Raw genomic sequence first — 20,137 nt, forward strand, 5'->3', positions numbered from 1 at the left:
CACGCAAAATCGAAACAGTATGCAAAAGCACAGAGCCACTGTTTTTTCCAACGAGACAATACACATATTAATTATCAATAGGTTAACGAATCCCGTTTCACAAAAATGCACAGCAACACCAGAGAAGTGTGAAATTGATTACGTTGGGTTAACTTGGTTTCACATGTTGTCAATTTGCACCACTTCTTGTTTCTACTTATAAGTGTATTTGAGGCGAATTTACGGGGAAGTGCTTTACGTTATGGGATAATTGCGTAAGTCCATGATGTGATTCCGCCAGATTATTCACAGACGCACAAAGCGGCTTCCCTACATCTGCCTAACTTTCAGGCAAATTTTCCCGGCTAAGTGTCTTGAAACAGCAGCTGGATATACTGGAAATATTCACGTTATGTGCAAATTTGCACAGAAGTTATTACCAAGGTATTAACGACGTGAGCATCAGTCACCGAACACAGCAAAGGCTGCGCTCTTTCTAACGCAGCCTGGGCATTCAGCTTTGATGTATTTCCAGCAGCGGCATAGCTGCCTGTCGGCACTGCCTAAAAGGCGTCGGGCCGTGCTTCGCGCGCCATGTGATCCAGCACCGCGTTCACAAACCGTGCTTCCTTACCGTCTGGGAAAAACGCAGCAGCCAAATCAAGATATTCAGCAATTACAACCTTTGGCGGCGTGCCGGTATCACGCAGTTCTGCACCCGCAGCACGGAACAAGCCACGCAAAGTGGGGTCAATGCGCCCGATCGGCCATTTCGCCACCAGTGCGCGGTCTGTCATCTGGTCAATGGCGGCCTGATGGTTCACAGCATCTTCCAGAACGCGGGTGAAATGCGCCTCATCACCTTCCAGCATCTCTTCGCCATCCAGAAACTCTCCGAAACGATGATCCAGAAACTCCAGCCGCACTTTGTCCAGCGTCAGATTCGAATGCTCCATCTGGAACAGGGCCTGCACTGCATAAAGCCGCGAAGCAGAACGCATCTTGCGCTTCATGTTACCAGTCATATTGTCAGAGCGTGAGGCAGTCATTCGGTGGCGTTTCCATATCGTTCAGAGGGTCGGCAATCGTTCAGGCCATCAGCGTGTCTTCGCCTTTCGGCTTGAACCCGATGCCCGACGGTGTGGACGACCACCTACGGGCGAGCGCGATCAGATGCAAGGCCGCCAATGCAGCGCCGCCGCCTTTGTTCTGCCCCTCAGGGTCCGCGCGCACATCCGCCTGCGCTTTGTTTTCAACCGTCAGTATGCCGTTTCCGATGCATAGGCCCTGCAATCCCAACAGTTGCAATGCGCGGCTGCTGTCATTGCACACTGTCTCGTAATGGGTCGTCTCCCCTCGGATCACACAGCCCAGCGCGACATAGCCGTCAAAGTTGCTGCGCCTGTCACTGATCCCGATTGCAGTCGGGATCTCTAACGCACCAGGCATCTCGACCACGTCATACGTAGCACCTGCCCCGTCCAATGCAGCCTTCGCCCCGCTCAACAATCCTGCGGCGATGTCGCTATAATAGGGCGACACGACGATCAGCACTTTTACAGGTTTATCAAACTCGGGTGCCGGCAAAACAGTGTGGTTTTCGGATGCGGCCATGATGCTCTACCTTTTTGTGATGGGCTGCGCGCCCACGATCTTGAGGTTATAGGCCTCAAGCCCTGTATATTTCGTTTGCGGGTTGTCTGTCAGCAAAATCAATTCATGCACACCAAGCGATGCAAGAATTTGCGCGCCCAGCCCTGTGCGTTTGATGGTGCGCGGCGCGTCGTCATCATCATTGTCCAGCCGCAAGCGCGGGTTCGGCTCACGAAACAATAAAACAGCCCCCCGTCCCTGCTCTGCGATGATCTGCATGGCGCGTGGCAGCTCGTCTGGTGCGCTTGTGCCAAGGCCCAGCACGTCTTCCAACGCGTTCAGCGCATGGGTCCGCGTCAGCACAGGCGCGCCGTCGCCGATATCACCCTTGCTCAGCACAACGTGGTCTGTCCCGCTGATCTGGTCTTCGAACACCCGCATCCGCCATTCCCCGCCGTAGGCAGAATTTACCGTGCGGTCGTCACGCTGCATCAGCATGTTATCGTGTTTGTTGCGGTAGGCGATCAGATCGCTGATCGTCCCGATTTTCATCCCGTGTTCGGCAGCAATGGTCACAAGCTCGGGCAAACGCGCCATCGTGCCATCCGCATTCATAATCTCGCAGATCACAGCAGCAGGTGCTTTGCCTGCAAGACGGCTGATATCTACAGAGGCCTCCGTATGACCAGCACGCACCAACACGCCGCCATTGCGCGCGCGCAGCGGAAACACATGGCCCGGTGTGGCGATATCCGCCGCTCCGTTGTCTTCGTCAATCGCCACAGCAACGGTCAGCGCACGATCGGCTGCGGAAATACCGGTGGTAACACCCTCACGCGCCTCGATGCTGACCGTAAAGGCCGTCTCGTGGCGCGAGGAGTTGTTCGTCGCCATCATCGGCAGCTCCAGCGTATCCACCCGCGCTTGCGTCATGGGCAAACAGATCAACCCCCGCCCGTGGGTCGCCATAAAGTTTATGGCGGTGGCATCCGCATGTTCTGCCGCGATGATGAAATCACCCTCGTTCTCGCGATCTTCGTGATCGACCAAGATATACATCTCGCCCGCGCGGCAGGCGGCGATCACGTCTTCTATGGGTGAAATGGCATTCGCCAGTTCCGCCTCGACAGGACCGGGGGTTTCAAAGCTCATGGGCGGTGCTCCCTTTTTCTACGCTTCGGGACTAGCCCAACAAAGGCCCCATGACCAGAGAAAGCGCTGCGTCACAGTCATCTTCCCGCAATGATCCCCAGAGCCATTGCTCCTTCGCTCTTCGGCCGTCACGGCCCCTAGGGCCTGACAGCGTCACCGCTGCATATCGGCCAGCCGCGCCACATAGCGCGCCAGTGTGTCGATTTCCAAATTCACACGATCGCCCACAGCAACATCACCCCATGTGGTTGCAACTTTGGTATGGGGAATGAAATTGATCCCGAAATCGCAATGATCCACCTCGTTCACTGTCAGCGATGTGCCGTTCAGCGCGACAGATCCCTTGGGCGCGATGAATTTCGCCAAAGCCTCGGGCGCACGCAGGGTGACGCGGGTGCTGTCGCCTTCGTCGCGCATGGCAATCACCTCGGCCACGCCGTCCACGTGGCCCGACACGATATGACCGCCCAGTTCGTCCCCCACCTTCAAAGCGCGCTCTAGGTTCACGCGGCGGCCCACTTTCCAGTCGCCCAGATTGGTCATGTCTACCGTCTCGCGGCTCACCTGTACCTCGTACCAGTCCGGCCCCAGATCAACGACCGTCAGGCACACGCCCTCGCTGGCGATAGACGCCCCCATATCAATAGTGCCTGTGTCATACCCTGTGGTAATGCGCGCCCGCAGATCGCCCTCTTGTGTCAACTCGGTTATGGTGCCGATATCGGTGATAATCCCCGTGAACATCACAGTCCCTTTCGATTTACGTTGAGCGGACATGCGTCACGCCATATTCTGTCCCGTGCCTTACTATGGACAAGGTTTTGAGACTACATAAGACATCACACAACCAAAGAAAGCCCCAGATGGCACCGCACAGCCCCGACAATCGGGTATTTTTGTTCCTGCAAGGGCCACATGGACCCTTCTTCAACCGCTTGGGCAAGATGCTGCGCGCGGCAGGAGCAGACGTGTGGCGCGTGGGCTTTAACGCGGGCGACCGTGCTTTTTGGTTCCATCCCAGCACCTATATCCCCTACCGCGGCACCGCGGATGCGTGGTGTGACACATTCAAGACCCTGCTCGACGAGAAATCCGTCACCGATATCGTGCTCTATGGCGATACCCGCCCCATTCATGCCAGCGCCGTCGCCGAGGCACGCGCCCGTGGCCTGACAGTGCATGTGTTTGAAGAAGGCTACATGCGCCCCTACTGGATCACCTATGAGCGCGGCGGCACCAACGGCAATTCCCGCCTGATGGATATGAGCATTGCAGATATGCAAACCGCGCTGGAGAAATCCGACATGGAAGCGCCCCTGCCCCCCGGCCACTGGGGCGATATGCGCCAACACGTGTTCTACGGCGCGCTCTATCACTGGTTTGTCATGTTCCGAAACGGCGACTACCGCAATTTCCGCCCCCACCGCGATCTGCCTGTGTCAAAGGAACTCCAACTCTACCTGAAGCGTCTGTTCCTGATGCCGTGGCAGGGGATCGAGCGGCGATTGGCAACCCTGCGCATCAGGCTCAGCGGTTGGCCCTATCATCTTGCGTTGTTGCAGCTCGAACATGACAGCTCGTTCCAGCAACACTCCCCCTTCGACACAATGAGCGATTTTCTGGAGCTGGTCATCGACGGCTTCGCCAAGGGCGCGCCACAGCACCACCATCTGGTCGTCAAGGCGCACCCGCTGGAGGATGGCCGCGTGCCCGTGCGCCGCGAAATCAGACGCCTTGCCAAAATCCACGGCGTGTCCAAACGCGTGCATTTCGTGCGCGGCGGCAAACTTGCGCAGCTGCTGAACGATGCGCGCACCGCCGTTACTGTAAACTCCACCGCAGGCCAACAGGTGCTATGGCGGGGTATACCGCTCAAGGTGTTTGGCCGTGCTGTCTATGCCAAACCCGAATTTGTCTCGGATCAACCGCTGCCCGATTTCTTCCAGACTGCCGCGCGCCCTGACAATCGCGCCTACAAAGACTTCCGCCGCTACCTGCTGGAAACCAGCCAGCTACCGGGTGGCTACTATTCGGCAAGGGGCCGCCGACAGCTCATGCGTCAGGTCGTTGATATGATGCTTGGCCCTGAAGACCCCTATCAGGCACTGTCTTCTGGCACCGCACCACCGCGCCAGCAATTGCGTCTGGTGAACTAAGCGCCACAACCCCTTGTGGTCACAAGCAATCCTGCGCTGAAATCGCGGCAGCAAAGCCACACATTTGCCCCCTCGCCCCATATTCAAATCACCCCTTGGTAGATTTTGCCGCACAACTCCGCTACGCTCAGCGCTAATACGTCGAAACAATCGGCGATTTTGAGGCAGTAAATAGGTCGAGGAGACCGGGCAGTGAAAACCCTGAACATCCGGTGGGCGCACCCCATCGCAGTCGTTGCGGCTTGTTCCGTGCTGGCATCCTGCGGTCTGCCGCAGGTAGGCCCCAATAAACGTCAAATCTTTGCAGGCTCTGTGCAACGCGAAGGCGATGCCTTTATCGTCGCTGTGAATGACCGTGTCACCCGCGCCACCGCTGTGGTGCCTGCACTGGGCTTTTCGTCGGCGTTCAAAAACGCAAGCACGCTGGGCTCCGATACGATCCGCGCAGGCGACGTGCTGGGCATCACCGTCTATGAAAACGTAGACGACAGCCTGCTCGGCACTGAAGGTGCCCCCGCCACACTGGAAGAAGTGCAGGTCGACGGCGCAGGCTTCATCTTTATCCCCTATGCAGGGCGCATCAAAGCGGCTGGCAACTCCCCGGAGGCGATCCGCCGTATTATTACCAACAAACTGGCCGATCAAACGCCCGACCCGCAGGTCGAAGTACGCCGCGCAGCGGGTGACGGCTCAACCGTATCGCTTGTCGGCGCTGTAGGCGGCCAAGGTGTCTACCCGATTGAACGGCCTACCCGCTCGCTCGCCACAATGCTGGCCCGCTCCGGCGGCATCACCATTTCCCCCGAGATCGCGCAGATCACCGTAATCCGTGGCAAACAACGCGGGAAAATCTGGTTCGAAGATCTCTACAAGCACCCCGAACTCGATATCGCCCTGCGCGGTGGTGACAAAATTCTGGTAGAGCAAGACACGCGCGCTTTCACAGCCCTTGGTGCCACAGGCTCCCAAGCCCGCGTGCCTTTCGAGACGCAAAACCTCAGTGCCATCGAGGCAATCGCCCAAGTGGGCGGCCTTCTTGCCGCCTCCGCTGATCCGACAGGCGTGTTCGTGCTGCGCAACGAGCCTGAAGAGGTCGCCGAGCAAGTCTTGGGCCGCAACGATCTGGAGGGCACCCAGCGTCTGGTCTATGTCCTCAACCTGACAGAGCCGAACGGCATGTTCATGGCGCGTGACTTTGTGATCCGCGATGGCGACACGCTCTATGTCACCGAGGCCCCGTTCACCCAGTGGACCAAAATCCTCACCGCGATCACTGGCACAGCCAGCTCTGCGGGTAGCATCACAGCCCTGTCTGGCGGCTAAGGCCATGGGCCTTGGTCCTGAAACATATAACAGCTCTGCCGCCGGCCCTGAAAAGGACCGGCGGCTTTTTGTCTACAACGGCGGTTTTCTGACCCAGGGGCGCATCCGCCGCATTCTGCAACTGTCGGGCTATTCAATCCACGTAGGGCTGCCCACGCAGGAGGGTGACGCCGTGGCCGTCTGGGGCAACTCCCCCACCGCCCACCGTGGCGAAGGTGTGGCAGAGGCCCGCGATGCCCCTATTGTACGGGTAGAGGATGCGCTCCTGCGCTCCCTCTTTCCGGGCCGCGAGGGCGAAGCGCCCTTGGGCCTTGTTATCGACCACCGTGCCGTGCATTTCGACCCCTCCAAACCCTCCGACCTTGAGGTGCTGCTGGCAACGCACCCGCTGGATAATACCGCCCTGCTCAACCGCGCCCGCGCCTGCATCGCAAGGCTGCAAGAGGCGCACCTGAGCAAATACGCCGCGATTCCGCTGGATACTCCAGCCCCCGAGGCAGGCTATGTGGTCGTCATCGACCAAACCGATGGCGACGCCTCGGTCACGGCGTCAGGCGCGGACCGCGCGCGTTTCCTCGAAATGCTCTACTACGCCCAAGAAGAACACCCCGGGGCGCGCATCCTTATCAAAACCCACCCCGAAACCGTCGCAGGCCACCGCAAAGGCTATTTCCGCGAAGAAGACCTGAACGACCGGATTGAGTTCCTCACCGACCCCATCAGCCCCTATGCCTTGTTTGAGGGGGCATTAGGCGTCTACACCGTTTCATCAGGTTTGGGGTTCGAGGCGATCTTCGCAGGTCATAAACCGCGCGTGTTCGGCCAGCCGTTCTATGCAGGCTGGGGTCTCACGTCAGATGCATTCGAGGTTCAGCGCCGCCAGCGCAGCCTCACGCGCGCCCAGCTTTTTGCCGCCGCGATGATCCTCTATCCACGCTGGTATGACCCCTACAATGACGCGCTATGCACGCTAGAGAAAGTCATCGACACGCTCGAAGCACAGGCCCGCAGCTGGCGCGAGGACCGCAATGGCTGGAACGCTGCGGGCATGAGCCTGTGGAAACGCCCCCATCTGCAACAGTTCTATGGCCAGCACACGCCGCTTACCTTCTCTGACACGCCCCTAGACATATCGGACCGCCCGCAAATGATCTGGGCCAGCAAAGCTGACAGCACCACCACGATCACGCGCACCGAAGACGGTTTTTTACGCTCGCGCGGTCTGGGCGCGGCCCTCACACCACCGCTGTCGCTCGTCACGGATGATCTGGGCATCTACTACGACCCCGCCTGCCCCTCGCGGCTTGAGCGGCTGATCGAGGCACGTGCCACCCTGCGTCCCGATCAGGAATTGCGCGCCGCGCGATTGATCCGCACGTTGATCCACGAGGGCCTGAGCAAATACAACACCGGCACCGCCCCCGAAACCTTGCCCGACGGACACCGCATACTGGTCTGCGGGCAGGTCGAAGATGATGCCTCTATCCGTACAGGCACCAGCGAAATCGCCACAAATCAAGCCTTACTGGACGCAGTGCGTGCCGCCCGTCCCGATGCCGTCGTGTTGTTCAAACCGCACCCTGATGTAGAGGCTGGCTTGCGTAGTGGCGCGCTCACCAATAGTGCCAATGCTGACCATATCGTGACCGACACCGATCCCGCTGCGCTGCTGGCGCAGGTGCAGGAGGTCCACACCATGACATCGCTGATGGGGTTCGAGGCGCTCTTGCGCGGTGTCGCCGTCACCACCTATGGCGCTCCGTTTTATGCAGGCTGGGGCCTGACCACTGATCGAAGCGATGTGCCACCGCGCCGCCGCGCCACACCCACAGTCGAAGGGCTAGCCCACGCCGCCCTGATTGACTATCCACGCTATCTCGATCCCAAAACAGGGCTGCCCTGCCCTGTCGAAGTGGCCGTCTCACGGCTGGCCGCGGGCGACATCCCTGTCCCTGCACGCCGAAATCGCATTTTGTCAAAACTTCAGGGCATCTTCGCCAGTCAATCGCATCTGTGGCGGCGCTAAGGGTTGCGGCGCACCCAGCTGTGCATCACATCAGGCCCCACGGCCTGCGTGGAGACCAGATCAAAGCGGGGCGCGTTGCCCAGACGGGCCACACCCATCGCCCCAATGCCGGGCAACCCCTCGGCCCCGATTACAACGCCTGCGTTAAAGCCTATCAGATGATCCACCAGATCGGCCTGCAACACACTGGCGGCCAACGCGCCGCCCCCTTCACAAAACACCCGCGTCAGCCCGCGTTTGCCTAGCTGTGCCATCACATCGCACATATCCATCTGTCCGCCAGAGACGCGACACAGAAGCAGCTCCGCCCCCATGCCTTGCCATGCAGCCACCAGCCCTTCGGGCGCTTCTGCCCCATGACACAACAGCAACGGCACATCGCGCGCAGTCTGGGCCAGCTTGCTGCCCAGCGGGATATCCAGCCGCCGCGACACGACAATGCGCGCAGGCTGCGGTACGTCGCCCATATCGCGCACGGTCAAACTCGGATCATCGGCCCGCGCAGTGCCACCGCCCACCATCACCGCATCATGGCGCGCGCGCAGCGCATGGACAATCCGCCGCGCAGGCGCATCGGTGATCCACTGGCTCTCGCCGGTTGCTGTGGCGATGCGCCCGTCAAATGAATTGGCCAGCTTAAGGGTCAGCATCGGCCGCCCCTGCTCAACACGCATCAGAAACCCGATGTGATCGGCTCGGGCTTCGGCCTCCATCACGCCTGTAACCACCTCGACGCCAGCCGCTTGCAACATCGCAATCCCGCGTCCGGCAACACGGTCGTCACTGTCGCCCAAAGCCATCACAACCCGCGCCACACCCGCATCAATTAACGCCTGTGCACAGGGCGGCGTTTGTCCGTGATGCGCACAAGGCTCTAGCGTCACAAACACATCCGCACCCCGCGCCGCTGCACCCGCCTGTGCCAAGGCTTGCGTCTCCGCATGGGGCCGTCCGCCCAGCGCGGTCCAGCCACGGCCGACAATGCGACCCGCTTGCACGACAACGCAGCCCACCGCAGGGTTGGGCCATGTATTGCCCATGCCCCGCCGCCCCAGCGACAGGGCAAGCGCCATGTATCGGGTGTCGCTCACCCCTCTGGTGGCGTGTCTGGCCGCAGCTCTTGGACAAACTTGTCAAAGTCATCCGCCGCTTGGAAATTTTTGTAAACGCTGGCAAAACGCACATATGCAACAGTGTCGATCCGCGCCAACGCCTCCATCACGATCTCGCCTATCTGCTTTGAGCCGATGTCCGTCTCGCCCATGCTTTCCAGACGGCGCACAATGCCACTGATCATCTGGTCAATCCGCTCAGGCTCAATCGGGCGCTTCTGCATGGAGATGCGGATGGAGCGTTCCAGCTTGTCGCGATCAAAGTCCTCGCGCTTGCCGGATGTCTTGATGACCACCAGATCACGCAACTGCACGCGCTCATAGGTGGTAAACCGCCCGCCACAGGCGGGACAAAATCTGCGTCGCCGGATGGATACGTGATCCTCTGCCGGTCGGCTGTCTTTTACTTGAGTGTCGATATTTCCGCAAAACGGGCAGCGCATTGGCCAGTCCCCTTATTCTTGATCCGCCTCTATTGTGGGATCACCGCCCCACTTATCCACAGGTATACGCCACCCCTACGGGTTTGGGTAGCCCAGATTTTAACCACAATATAAGGGGGCGGAACGCAGCCGCTATTTGGTAGAGCGGGTAAAGGCATCACGGCAAAAACGCCGCGCCGTGGCAGACTTCAGGACAGCGCCGCGCTGTTTGACGGTAACCGTATTGCGCGCACCCACCGCTGGCAGACCCTTTTTGCTCAACGAGAAGACTACGCCTTGGCGCCCCTGCGCCGTGCGCGCGGGCCCAAGAGGGCTGCGCACATAAATCAATGTGGTTTCTGACAGGCCACGCCGCGCTTCGACATAGCTCGCCGCAGCGCACCACAACTCGGACGGGCCCATCTGTTGCAAACGGATCACCTCAAAATCAGGTCCCCCCAGCGGATTGATGACAAAGCGCTTTTCCTCGCCCGTGGTCGCAGCACCTGCTTGCGACGCAAAAACGGCCAGCACAACCGCCGCCGCCCTCATCGGTCACCATCCGTCACCAGCTTGCTATCAGCACAAAATCCATAGGCATGTCCGACACTCAGGTTCGCACCCGCCTTCTTCAAAGACGCCCCAAGGATTGTGACCGAGCTGGGCGTCAGCCCCGCAGCATTCAGCGTAAAGACAATAGCCCCCCGTTGGCCAATGCCAGGTGTACGCCCCTGCGCAATATAAAGCCGCTGGGCATTTCCTGCCCCTGCTCGGCTCCGCGCATAATCAGCCGCCGCACACCACATGCCACGCGCACCCAGCCCCGCGTCACCAGTGACAGAAAAGCCACCCGACACAGGCACAACCCGCACGCCGTTTTCCGCCTTGAACGTCGCCGCCTGCGCGGGGCCCGCCATGACAGCCGCAAATGCAGCACACTGTACAATCAAACGCATACTCAATTCCTTCGCAAAATGCGGTCAGTCGTTTCAAAATCATCACGGCGACAGAACTGGATCGCATGGGCCACTGGCAGCCCTACACCGACCTGACCCGTGCCAAGAGATGTTGACTGGAACGGCCCCTGCGACAACCTGCTGGCGTCCGTGGTAAATACAACCGATTTACGCCCAGCCACACTGCGCGCAGGGCCTCGCGCTGCGGCTACATAGATACGGTCCCGCGCGCCCAGACGCCGCTCTGCGTATTCCGCGGCAGCGCACCAGATACCGCGCGGACCCTCCCCGCGCGCCTCGATCACTTCAAAGGTGGCGCCGGGTAGCGGCACAACACTCAGGTCATTCACAGCACGAAAGCTCTGTGCGCTCGCGATAGCGGGCAAAGTCGTCAGCGCAACGAAGGCAAATATCGCAGCACGCATGGCAATTCTCCTATCAACATACAGTAGAGATAGGCATCGGACGCGATAGGTCAAAATCAAAGGCCCGTGAACGGCAATAGAGCGCCGTAGATCGGGAACTTGGGCCGTGGTGCCTCGATCGGACATTTAGGAAATTCCGGCCCGTTCCTCAAAAAGCCCGCACCCGCCGCGAAACCCCGCGCATCAAAAAGCCCGCCTGAAAATGTTTCAGGCGGGCCAATCTTTTTACCGTAGCTTACTGGTCGAGGAAGCTGCGCAATTTTCGTGAACGGCTGGGGTGCTTGAGCTTACGGAGTGCCTTGGCTTCAATCTGGCGAATACGCTCACGCGTCACACTAAATTGCTGGCCCACTTCCTCCAGCGTGTGGTCGGTGTTCATCCCGATGCCGAAACGCATCCGCAACACACGTTCCTCGCGTGGTGTGAGGCTGGCCAGAACCCGCGTCGTGGTTTCCTTGAGGTTTTCCTGAATAGCACTGTCCAGCGGCAGCACGGCATTCTTGTCCTCGATGAAATCACCCAGCTGGCTGTCTTCCTCGTCGCCAATCGGCGTCTCGAGGCTGATCGGCTCCTTGGCGATTTTCATCACCTTGCGCACCTTCTCCAGCGGCATTTGCAGCTTTTCGGCCAGTTCTTCTGGTGTCGGCTCTCGGCCAATCTCGTGCAGCATCTGGCGGCCCGTGCGCACCAGCTTGTTGATCGTCTCGATCATATGCACCGGAATACGAATGGTCCGCGCCTGATCCGCGATAGAGCGGGTGATCGCCTGACGGATCCACCACGTCGCATAGGTCGAGAACTTATAGCCACGGCGATATTCGAACTTGTCCACGGCCTTCATCAAACCAATGTTGCCTTCCTGAATAAGGTCAAGGAATTGCAAACCGCGGTTCGTGTATTTCTTCGCAATCGAGATCACCAGACGCAGGTTGGCTTCGACCATTTCCTTTTTCGCCTGACGAGCTTCTTTCTCGCCCTTCTGGACCTGCTGCACGATGCGGCGGAATTCAGAGATATCCAGACCAACATACTGGCCGACCTGCGCCATGTCCGTGCGCAGTTCGATCACTTTGTCTGCCGAGCGTTCGATAAACATCTGCCAGCCACGGCCAGCCTTCTCGCCCATCCGCTCCATCCAGTTAGGGTCAAGCTCGTGACCACGGTACGCATCAACAAACTCTTTTCGGTTGATACGCGCTTGGTCCGCCAGCTTTACCATAGCAGAGTCGATCTGCATGATACGGCGGTTGATGCCGTACAGCTGGTCAATCAACGCCTCGATACGGTTGTTGTGCAGGTGCAGATCATTCACCAGCGCCACAATCTCCGAGCGCAGCTTTTGATAGGCAGCCTCGTTCTTTTTACTGAACGAGCCATCCTCGTTCAGCGTCGCTGAAATCCGGCTGTCCTGCATCTCGCTCAGCTTGATGTAGTCGTCCGCGATGATATCCAGCGCCTCCAGAACCTGCGGCTTCAGCGCAGCCTCCATGGCAGCAAGCGACATGTTCGCCTGCTCGTCCTCGTCGTCATCATCGTCATCATCGGCAATCGGATTGCCGTCTGCGTCCAGCTCGGGCGAACCGTCTGCCTTGGTTGCAGCCACAGCCGCACCCGGCACCACAGGGGCAACAACAGGCGTTGTTTCTTCTTCTTCACCCATCTGGGTGCCGAATGTCGCCTCAAGGTCGATTACATCGCGCAGCAAGATATCCTCTGACAGCAATTCGTCGCGCCAGATGGTGATCGCCTGAAAGGTCAGCGGGCTTTCGCACAGGCCCGCGATCATCGTGTTACGGCCTGCCTCGATGCGCTTGGCAATCGCGATCTCGCCTTCACGGCTCAACAGCTCGACACTGCCCATCTCACGCAGATACATCCGCACAGGATCGTCCGTGCGGTCCAGCTTTTCGGAGGTGCCAGAGCCCAGCGTAATCTCTTTGGGTCCGTCAGTGGTGGCGATATCGGTGCCACCCTTCTCTTCTTCCTCGGCCTCTTCATCCTCGATGATGTTGATGCCCATTTCGGACAGCATCGACATCACGTCCTCGATCTGTTCCGAAGACACCTGATCTGGCGGCAAAACAGTGTTCAGCTGGTCATAGGTGATATAGCCCTTTTCGCGGGCCTCACCGATCATCTTTTTGACAGCCGCCTGTGACATGTCCAGCGAATGGCCGCTGTCGGCGTCGTCTCTCTTGGCGTCTTCGTTGGTGTCTTTAGCAGCCATCGACAGCTCCCCTAATCCCTATGCGAATCACCTGGCAGTGATTCGGTTTTTCGAATCATGCGGGGTTTGTGGTGATTCTTAAACCCGCATCCTTGATTTTCCGCTAATTGCGGACAATTGGTCACCCACAGGCAACAAAACTGCCCTTGCGTCATCCGACTTGACCCTCAGGGGCCCTTCTTGCCGCCCTTGGAAAAATCTATCTGGTCGTACATGCTCTGGCGTCGCGCCATCTCGTCACGGTCCAGCCGCGCACCGTTATCGGCTATGACATATTCCGTTTTGTCTTCCTGACCAATGCGTTGTGCTCGGTCTGCCGCACGCGCGGCTTCTGCCAAACGCCATGTCACCCCCTCGTCAGCCTCGCCGCTCAGGTCATCCACGGCATCACTGACCTCGTCCACCAACCCCCGCACAGCCGCCAGTTTCGCCAACTCTTCGGCGATGGTCATGCTGGTCGTCTCGGTATCACCGGGTTTGCGGATGCAGGGCGTAATTGCCACATGGCGCTGCGACAACAGGTTTTCAAGGGCATCCGGCCCCAAGGCCCGCTCTATCTGGTCGCGCAGCATAGCAGCACCATCAGGGGCATGGCGCAGCACCAGATCGCGCAGCACGCGGTGATCGTTGTTGCGACAGGCCATGCTCTCCAACCCGCTCTCGAATGGCTCAACCACATCGGGGCAGCTGATACAGGCAGCAAGGATCACCGACTCTCGCAGATGTTCTGTCACATGGGTATCGGCCGCATTGGCCAGCGCGGATGATTTCGCCCCTGCCGAAGGCCCAAGAGCAGGCCGTGCGCCCCATGGCTGCCCCCACGGCTTGGCCGACCGTTGCCCGCCAGCCCCGCCGCCGCCACCTGTCCCCGACCCTGCGCGAAACAATTGCCAGCGCATGTCCTTGATCGCCTGCCCGTAGTGGCTGCGGATACTCGGATCCTTGATCAGCATGATCTTGTCGCGCAGCGACTTATCCAGCGCCGCCTTACGCTCGGGGCTGTCAAAGTTCTTGCCCTCTACCTCACGGCTCCACAGCAACTGCACCATCGGCTGGGCCGCATCCAACAGGCCTTGCACGGCGGCAGGGCCACTGGATTTGAGCAGATCGTCGGGGTCCTGCCCTTCTGGCATCATGGCAAAGCGCAGACTGCGCCCCGCCTCAAGCAGCGGCAGGGCCAGATCAATCAGGCGCAGCGCCGCGCGCTGGCCTGCCGTGTCGCCGTCCAGCGTAATGATCGGCTCATCACTGATGCGCCACAACATCGCCAGTTGGTTCTCGGTAACAGCCGTGCCAAGCGGCGCAACAGCCGCTTGGAACCCCGCCTCGCTCAGCGCGATGACATCCATATATCCTTCGGCCACCAGCAAAGGCTGCCCCTTGCCTGCTGCCACCCGCGCCGCTTTGACGTTGTACAGGCTGCGCCCCTTGTCAAACAACTCGGTCTCGGGAGAGTTGAGGTATTTCGCCTTGTCGTCAGGGTCCATCGCGCGGCCCCCGAATGCAATCGCACGCCCCCGCGCATCGCGGATCGGGTACATGATGCGGCCACGGAACGTATCATAGGGCTTGCCGCCCTTGGTGCTGGGCTTGGCCAGACCCGCGCCAATGATCAATTCATCGGCGATGTCCTTGCCCTTCAGCGCGTCCCACAGGCCCTGCCAGCTGTCGGGCGCAAACCCGATCTCCCAGCGGTCACACACCTCGCCATTCAGGCCACGCCGCTCCAGATACTCCCGCGCGGCGCTGGCCGCACCTGTGCGCAGCTGCAAGCGGAACCATTTGACCGCGAGCTCCATCACATCGGCCAGATCCTTGCGCGCATCGGCCTTCTCGGCGGCACGCGGGTCCCGCTCGGGCATGGGCATCCCCGCCTCACCCGCCAGAATTTCGACCGCTTCCATAAAGCTCACGTTCTCGGTCTCGCGCACGAAACTGATCGCGTCGCCTTTGGCATGGCAGCCAAAGCAGTAATAAAATCCCTTGCGGTCATCCACGTGAAAACTGGCGGATTTTTCCTGATGGAACGGGCATGGCGCCCACATGTCGCCCTTGCCCTGATTAGACTTGCGCGCATCCCACATGACCTTGCGGCCCACAACCTGTGACAGGCTGGCGCGTGTACGCAGTTCATCAAGGAATCCGGGCGGCAAGCTCATACTTCTAATATGGGGGCCACGCTGGCAGAGTCCATAAGCCCCGGCGCAATCTCAGCGCCTAATTTTCAACGGTCCCGTACAGCGCAGCCTACTGCGACAGGCACAGCTCTTTCCACGCGCCCGCCAGATCGGCCGATTTCACTTCGGACATCTTCATGCCGTACACCCATGGCGTCACCAGCGGGATCACCGCATTGTATTTTTCGGGCCACTCGGCATCTTTCAGATGCGCAGGAACCTTACGCTCTCCCACCCGCGCGACACGCGCCGCCTGCACAGCAGCAACCACATCGCTCTGGTAGCCGCAGTCCTTCGCTTTGGTCGTGTTCGCCAGCGCGGGGATCGCAGATACAGACGCAGCCAAAGCAGCACACACAACAAGACGCAACACAGGGGTCATAACACACTCCACAACCTTCAAATTTGCGCGCACCCTAACGCCGCGCCGCCACCGCTTCCAGTGCGCTCTTCAAATCGTGAACAAGCGTTGCAGCCATTGAGCGGAAAACCGCGATCATGATTTCCTCCTCACCCGTCCGCGTGATGCTGGCATTCATATGTCCCAACTGGCTGCGGACGGTGGCCCCGACAGGGAACACATGCAGCCGCATATCGACAGGCACCAACCGCGCCAAAGCTTCTGCCCCGTCCGCCCCCAGCAGCCGCACCACGGCCCAAGCATCCGATTGATCGACCACAGCCGCATAGGCACCCAGACCTGCATCAGGAACCGCCCCCATCAGCAGCGCCTCGCCCTGTGCTGCCCAGACACAGCGCACGGCACCGTTTTGGCTGGTATGCAACGGCGCGGGAAAGGCCATGCCCAGCGCGCGCTCCAGCGCTGCCTTCGAGGCCCCCTCGAACGGCGTTACAGATGTAATCGGCCCTGCGTCTATTTCCTCCACTGCCAATGCCCCGATACGCAACGGCAACAGGCCCGCACAGGGGCTCACAGCTTGCAACTTACCCACGCAGGCGTCCTCCTGTCGGATCAATGAACACAGGATCGCAAATTTCGACCTCGGTGGTCAGATCGCGCATATGGTCGCGCACGATCATCCGCTCGCCCAGCCGCTCGGGGCCGCGCGCTATAAACCCCAGCCCGATCATCATACCCAGATCAGGCGAATAGCAAACCGAAGTCACATACCCCTGGTCATTCGCATGTACATGCGCCGCCCCTCGGTCAAAAATATGCGCTCCCGCGCTCAGCTGTTTGACGGCCCCTACAGGGCGCAGCCCGACCATACGCGGGCGCATGGGGTCAACCAGCCCCTCCCGCGCGGCCAGCACCTTGCCAACGCAGTCTTTCTTGTCCGAGATCATCCGCGCCATGCCCACATCATAGGCCGTGACCCGCCCGTGAATTTCCGCATGGGTGATATGCCCCTTTTCGATACGCAGCACATTCAGCGCCTCCATCCCGTAGGCACCACCACCCATCGCCTCGGCACGGCGCACCAGCTCGGCAAACAGCGCGGCCCCGTAGCGTGCTGGCACCGCTACCTCATAGGCATGCTCACCCGAAAACGATATGCGGAACAGCCGCCCCGCAACGCCCATCACACCGATCTCGCCACAGGCCATGAAGGGCCAGCTGTCATTATTAACGGGGCTGTCCAGCACATCCCCCAGCAGCGCGCGTGATTGCGGCCCCGCCACTGCAAACTGCGCCCATTGTTCGGTCACAGAGGTAAACGCCACCGCCCATTCGGGATGCAGGGCCTGCGTCACATATTCCAGATGCCGCATCACATCGCCCGCCGCCGCAGTGGTGGTGGTCATCACGTAATGCTCTGGCCCCATGCGCGCACAGGTGCCGTCATCCATCACCGTCCCGTCCTCGCGCAGCATAAGACCGTACCGCACGCGGCCCTCTTTGAGGGTCGAAAACATGCCAGTATAGACAAAATCCAGCAGCTTGGCCGCATCCGGACCCTGAATATCAATCTTGCCCAATGTGCTGACATCGCACACACCTACTGTGCGGCGCACATAGCCTACTTCACGGTCGCATGACTGACGCCAAGTCGTCTCGCCCTCTGTGGGAAAATAGCTGGGCCTGTACCACAGCCCTGCCTCGATCATCGGCGCACCCATCTCTACTGACTGCTTGTGCGACGTTGTAAACCGTTCGGGCGCAAAGCCCTTGCCCTGCGCAGGCCCGCCCAAGGCAGCAATCGCGACAGGCGAATAGGGCGGCCTGAATGTTGTCGTCCCTGTCTCGGGTATCCCCCGACCGGTCGCATCCGCCAATACAGCCAACGCGCCCACGTTGGAGTTTTTGCCCTGATCCGTCGCCATCCCTTGCGTGGTGTACCGCTTCATATGCTCGACCGAGCGGAAGTTTTCGACCACCGCCTGTTTCACATCCTTCACACTCACATCATTCTGGAAATCCAGCCACGCGCGCCCCTTGCCCGCAACCGCCCAAAGCGGCGCAATCGTGTAAGGTGCATCTTCCGCCTCAGGCAAAGCAACTTCAGGAACCTCAAACCCTAAAGCTTCCACAACACGCGCCGCTGCCGCAGCCCCTTCGGCCAAACACGCCGCAGTCGAGAATGCACCATTGCACGCCCCCGCCGCCTCCAGCATCGGCACCGCATCAGGTGTCGGCACAAACGCCGCAATATCCTCACGCCACGCAGGCCGCCCATTCATATGACATGTCAGATGGACCGTAGGATTCCAGCCACCGGACATGGCCAAAAGGTCCGCCGCGACGGTTTTGACCTGACCGCTGGCCATACGGATTTTAACACTCGAAACCGCCATACGCCCCTTTGTGCCGCACACTTGCGCGCCCAAGTAGACGGGATACGGCACATCGCCAACGTCTGCATCCGCACGACAATCAACCAAGGCTGCGACTTGCACACCCGCGTAATGCAGATCATGCGCGGTGCGGTGCGCGTCATCATTATTTCCAAAAACCACGGCGGTTTTGGCAGGCGCCACGCCCCAGCGGTTCACATAAGCCCGCACGGCCCCCGCCATCATAATCCCGGGTCGGTCATTGTTCTCGAAGGCAATCGGCCGCTCCAACGCACCTGCCGCCAAAATCGTGCGCGCCGCCGTGATCCGCCAAAAACACTCCAGCGGTGCACCACTGCGCGCAACATGATGCGTCACCCGCTCCAACGCGCCGAAAACGCCGCCATCATACGCACCCGTCACCGTGGTCCGCCGCATCAGGCGCACATTGGGCATCGCAACCAAGGTACAGACCTGCTCGGCTATCCACTCCTGCGCAGATACATCACCCAGATCATCCACTTCGGCCAGCAAACGCCCACCGTACTCGAAATCCTCATCGCACAGGATCACATCCAACCCCGCCTCGGCCGCAACCCGCGCTGCCATCAGCCCCGTCGGCCCCGCCCCGACAACCAGCAGATCACAAAACGCAAATGCGCGGTCATAGGTGTCGGGATTGTGCTTGCCGCTCAGACTGCCCAGCCCTGCCGCACGGCGGATCACAGGCTCATAGAGCTTTTCCCAAAACGCGCGGGGCCACATGAACGTCTTGTAATAAAACCCTGCCCCCAGAAACGGCGCCGCCAGATCATTCACCGCCATCGCGTCAAACCTCAGCGAAGGCCACGCCGATTGCGAAAACACCTCCAGTCCGTCGTATACTTCCTGCACCGTGGCGCGCACATTAGGCTCTGCCCGCGCTCCGCGCCCCACAGTGATCAGCGCATTCGGCTCTTCGCTGCCCGCAGACAACACACCGCGCGGACGGTGATACTTGAACGACCGCCCCACCAACCGCACGCCGTTGGCCAGCAGCGCCGAGGCAACCGTATCACCCACCCGCGCCGCGTAGCCCACACCGTCAAACCGAAAGCGCACAGTTTCGCCCAGCGATTTCGTCGAAACCCTCACAGTCCCGCCTCCCGCGCCAAAACGGCGCTGAATACCTCGTGGGTCACCGTGTCACGCGACACAACCAACCACGCGCCGCAGCCCGCCTCATGGTGCCACAAATCCCGCGTGGCACCGGCAGGGTTCTCGCGCAAATGCACATACTCATCCCATGCCAGCGCACCCGCATCCGGATCAGGACGCGCAAGGGCTGCTCCCTTATAGTAAAACTCGCGCCGGTCGCGCGCACCGCACAACGGGCAAGGTATCCTCACCGACGCCGCCCTCCGCACGAACGGATCACCTGATCCGCGACGATCACGCTATCCTTCGAGAAGCCCCGCGCGCGCAATGTTGCCCCCATCTTGAAAAAGTCGTCCGAAGTCGCCCCCGCACCGCAAAACCCGCCCGCAAGGTTCTTGCCAAAATCACGGATGATCCGCTGGCCAACAGGTGTCTTGAACGCTTCCGCCGACAATGGCAAAGACACGTCAATCACCAGCGCCGGTCCCAGCGCGCGTGCATTGCGCAAAACCACACCCCCACCATAGTTCTTACCAATGTCGCTGCGCACATCCGAGGCTGTCAGCGCCACAATCTCGCACACAGCTGGACTGGGGCACGACGTATCCCCCACTGGTACCGGATCACATGCCGCCAGCGCCAGCAGGGCTACACCCGCAAGTACAACGCGCCCTTGCTTCTTTATTTTTCCCATAAACTCAATCCCGTCCCTTGCC

19 protein-coding genes are annotated in these 20,137 nt (G+C 60.0%); 3 read left to right on the plus strand and 16 right to left on the minus strand.

Annotation, left to right across the window (positions count from 1 at the left end; genetic code table 11):
• Window positions 1-542: 542 nt before the first annotated feature.
• The 4 genes from nusB to Q0903_RS00215 form a co-directional block, all read right to left on the minus strand.
• Complete coding sequence (gene nusB / locus Q0903_RS00200; protein ID WP_299411766.1) at window positions 543-1,028, minus strand: transcription antitermination factor NusB; 486 nt, start codon at window positions 1,026-1,028, stop codon at window positions 543-545.
• A 40-nt stretch (window positions 1,029-1,068) separates the two neighbouring features.
• Window positions 1,069-1,593 carry a 6,7-dimethyl-8-ribityllumazine synthase gene (locus Q0903_RS00205; RefSeq protein WP_299023957.1) on the minus strand — a complete coding sequence of 175 codons (525 nt, stop codon included), beginning with the start codon at window positions 1,591-1,593 and terminating at the stop codon, window positions 1,069-1,071.
• 6 nt (window positions 1,594-1,599) lie between these two features.
• A complete protein-coding gene (gene ribB / locus Q0903_RS00210) occupies window positions 1,600-2,724 on the minus strand; it encodes a 3,4-dihydroxy-2-butanone-4-phosphate synthase (protein ID WP_299023958.1) in 1,125 nt (374 codons plus the stop codon).
• 153 nt (window positions 2,725-2,877) lie between these two features.
• Window positions 2,878-3,468 (minus strand): riboflavin synthase, encoded by a 591-nt coding sequence (locus Q0903_RS00215; protein WP_299414429.1) that lies wholly within the window; start codon window positions 3,466-3,468, stop codon window positions 2,878-2,880.
• 119 nt (window positions 3,469-3,587) lie between these two features.
• Here Q0903_RS00215 and Q0903_RS00220 point away from each other — a divergent pair, with 119 nt between their 5' ends.
• From Q0903_RS00220 to Q0903_RS00230, 3 genes are all read left to right on the plus strand, one after another.
• The gene (locus Q0903_RS00220) at window positions 3,588-4,880 is read left to right on the plus strand and encodes a capsular biosynthesis protein (RefSeq protein ID WP_299411769.1); all 1,293 of its coding nucleotides are present in this window, start codon (window positions 3,588-3,590) and stop codon (window positions 4,878-4,880) included.
• A gap of 192 nt (window positions 4,881-5,072) precedes the next feature.
• A complete protein-coding gene (locus Q0903_RS00225) occupies window positions 5,073-6,203 on the plus strand; it encodes a polysaccharide biosynthesis/export family protein (protein WP_299023960.1) in 1,131 nt (376 codons plus the stop codon).
• A 4-nt stretch (window positions 6,204-6,207) separates the two neighbouring features.
• Window positions 6,208-8,229, plus strand: a complete 2,022-nt coding sequence (locus Q0903_RS00230) for a capsular polysaccharide biosynthesis protein (protein WP_299411771.1) — start codon at window positions 6,208-6,210, stop codon at window positions 8,227-8,229.
• Here Q0903_RS00230 and ribD read toward each other — a convergent pair.
• From ribD to Q0903_RS00290, 12 genes are all read right to left on the minus strand, one after another.
• On the minus strand, window positions 8,226-9,302 hold the full coding sequence (gene ribD, locus Q0903_RS00235) for a bifunctional diaminohydroxyphosphoribosylaminopyrimidine deaminase/5-amino-6-(5-phosphoribosylamino)uracil reductase RibD (RefSeq protein ID WP_299414432.1): 1,077 nt from the start codon (window positions 9,300-9,302) through the stop codon (window positions 8,226-8,228). The genes Q0903_RS00230 and ribD overlap by 4 nt on opposite strands.
• 14 nt (window positions 9,303-9,316) lie before the next feature.
• Window positions 9,317-9,784: a transcriptional regulator NrdR gene (gene nrdR / locus Q0903_RS00240; protein WP_260000099.1), complete on the minus strand. Its 468-nt coding sequence runs from the start codon at window positions 9,782-9,784 to the stop codon at window positions 9,317-9,319.
• Window positions 9,785-9,916: 132 nt separating this feature from the next.
• The gene (locus Q0903_RS00245) at window positions 9,917-10,315 is read right to left on the minus strand and encodes a hypothetical protein (RefSeq protein WP_299411772.1); all 399 of its coding nucleotides are present in this window, start codon (window positions 10,313-10,315) and stop codon (window positions 9,917-9,919) included.
• On the minus strand, window positions 10,312-10,719 hold the full coding sequence (locus Q0903_RS00250) for a hypothetical protein (RefSeq protein WP_299411774.1): 408 nt from the start codon (window positions 10,717-10,719) through the stop codon (window positions 10,312-10,314). Before Q0903_RS00250 ends, Q0903_RS00245 begins: the two co-directional genes overlap by 4 nt.
• 2 nt (window positions 10,720-10,721) lie before the next feature.
• A complete protein-coding gene (locus tag Q0903_RS00255; RefSeq protein WP_299411776.1) occupies window positions 10,722-11,144 on the minus strand; it encodes a hypothetical protein in 423 nt (140 codons plus the stop codon).
• 235 nt (window positions 11,145-11,379) lie between these two features.
• Window positions 11,380-13,371 (minus strand): RNA polymerase sigma factor RpoD, encoded by a 1,992-nt coding sequence (rpoD, locus tag Q0903_RS00260; protein ID WP_299023965.1) that lies wholly within the window; start codon window positions 13,369-13,371, stop codon window positions 11,380-11,382.
• Window positions 13,372-13,538: 167 nt separating this feature from the next.
• Entirely contained in the window at window positions 13,539-15,530 is a 1,992-nt protein-coding gene (gene dnaG / locus Q0903_RS00265; RefSeq protein ID WP_299411778.1) for a DNA primase, read from the minus strand.
• Between the two features lie 88 nt (window positions 15,531-15,618).
• Window positions 15,619-15,930 (minus strand): hypothetical protein, encoded by a 312-nt coding sequence (locus tag Q0903_RS00270; protein ID WP_299023967.1) that lies wholly within the window; start codon window positions 15,928-15,930, stop codon window positions 15,619-15,621.
• Between the two features lie 34 nt (window positions 15,931-15,964).
• Window positions 15,965-16,501, minus strand: a complete 537-nt coding sequence (locus Q0903_RS00275) for a sarcosine oxidase subunit gamma family protein (RefSeq protein WP_299411780.1) — start codon at window positions 16,499-16,501, stop codon at window positions 15,965-15,967.
• Window positions 16,494-19,418 (minus strand): sarcosine oxidase subunit alpha family protein, encoded by a 2,925-nt coding sequence (locus tag Q0903_RS00280; RefSeq protein WP_299411782.1) that lies wholly within the window; start codon window positions 19,416-19,418, stop codon window positions 16,494-16,496. The genes Q0903_RS00275 and Q0903_RS00280 overlap by 8 nt, the downstream gene beginning before the upstream one ends.
• The gene (locus Q0903_RS00285; protein WP_299411783.1) at window positions 19,415-19,672 is read right to left on the minus strand and encodes a sarcosine oxidase subunit delta; all 258 of its coding nucleotides are present in this window, start codon (window positions 19,670-19,672) and stop codon (window positions 19,415-19,417) included. The genes Q0903_RS00280 and Q0903_RS00285 overlap by 4 nt, the downstream gene beginning before the upstream one ends.
• Window positions 19,669-20,115, minus strand: coding sequence for a hypothetical protein (locus Q0903_RS00290; protein WP_299411785.1), 447 nt, complete (start codon window positions 20,113-20,115; stop codon window positions 19,669-19,671). Before Q0903_RS00290 ends, Q0903_RS00285 begins: the two co-directional genes overlap by 4 nt.
• Window positions 20,116-20,137 lie beyond the last annotated feature (22 nt).

Origin of the sequence: uncultured Sulfitobacter sp. (assembly GCF_947502895.1) — a bacterium.
Taxonomy (GTDB): domain Bacteria; phylum Pseudomonadota; class Alphaproteobacteria; order Rhodobacterales; family Rhodobacteraceae; genus Sulfitobacter.

Bases quoted from the DNA above. Each gene is read 5' to 3' on its own strand.
- nusB (WP_299411766.1), bottom strand. From the start codon at position 1,028: ATGACTGCCTCACGCTCTGACAATATGACTGGTAACATGAAGCGCAAG.
- Q0903_RS00205 (WP_299023957.1), bottom strand. From the start codon at position 1,593: ATGGCCGCATCCGAAAACCACACTGTTTTGCCGGCACCCGAGTTTGAT.
- ribB (WP_299023958.1), bottom strand. From the start codon at position 2,724: ATGAGCTTTGAAACCCCCGGTCCTGTCGAGGCGGAACTGGCGAATGCC.
- Q0903_RS00215 (WP_299414429.1), bottom strand. From the start codon at position 3,468: ATGTTCACGGGGATTATCACCGATATCGGCACCATAACCGAGTTGACA.
- Q0903_RS00220 (WP_299411769.1), top strand. From the start codon at position 3,588: ATGGCACCGCACAGCCCCGACAATCGGGTATTTTTGTTCCTGCAAGGG.
- Q0903_RS00230 (WP_299411771.1), top strand. From the start codon at position 6,208: ATGGGCCTTGGTCCTGAAACATATAACAGCTCTGCCGCCGGCCCTGAA.
- ribD (WP_299414432.1), bottom strand. From the start codon at position 9,302: ATGGCGCTTGCCCTGTCGCTGGGGCGGCGGGGCATGGGCAATACATGG.
- nrdR (WP_260000099.1), bottom strand. From the start codon at position 9,784: ATGCGCTGCCCGTTTTGCGGAAATATCGACACTCAAGTAAAAGACAGC.
- Q0903_RS00245 (WP_299411772.1), bottom strand. From the start codon at position 10,315: ATGAGGGCGGCGGCGGTTGTGCTGGCCGTTTTTGCGTCGCAAGCAGGT.
- Q0903_RS00250 (WP_299411774.1), bottom strand. From the start codon at position 10,719: ATGCGTTTGATTGTACAGTGTGCTGCATTTGCGGCTGTCATGGCGGGC.
- Q0903_RS00255 (WP_299411776.1), bottom strand. From the start codon at position 11,144: ATGCGTGCTGCGATATTTGCCTTCGTTGCGCTGACGACTTTGCCCGCT.
- rpoD (WP_299023965.1), bottom strand. From the start codon at position 13,371: ATGGCTGCTAAAGACACCAACGAAGACGCCAAGAGAGACGACGCCGAC.
- dnaG (WP_299411778.1), bottom strand. From the start codon at position 15,530: ATGAGCTTGCCGCCCGGATTCCTTGATGAACTGCGTACACGCGCCAGC.
- Q0903_RS00270 (WP_299023967.1), bottom strand. From the start codon at position 15,930: ATGACCCCTGTGTTGCGTCTTGTTGTGTGTGCTGCTTTGGCTGCGTCT.
- Q0903_RS00290 (WP_299411785.1), bottom strand. From the start codon at position 20,115: ATGGGAAAAATAAAGAAGCAAGGGCGCGTTGTACTTGCGGGTGTAGCC.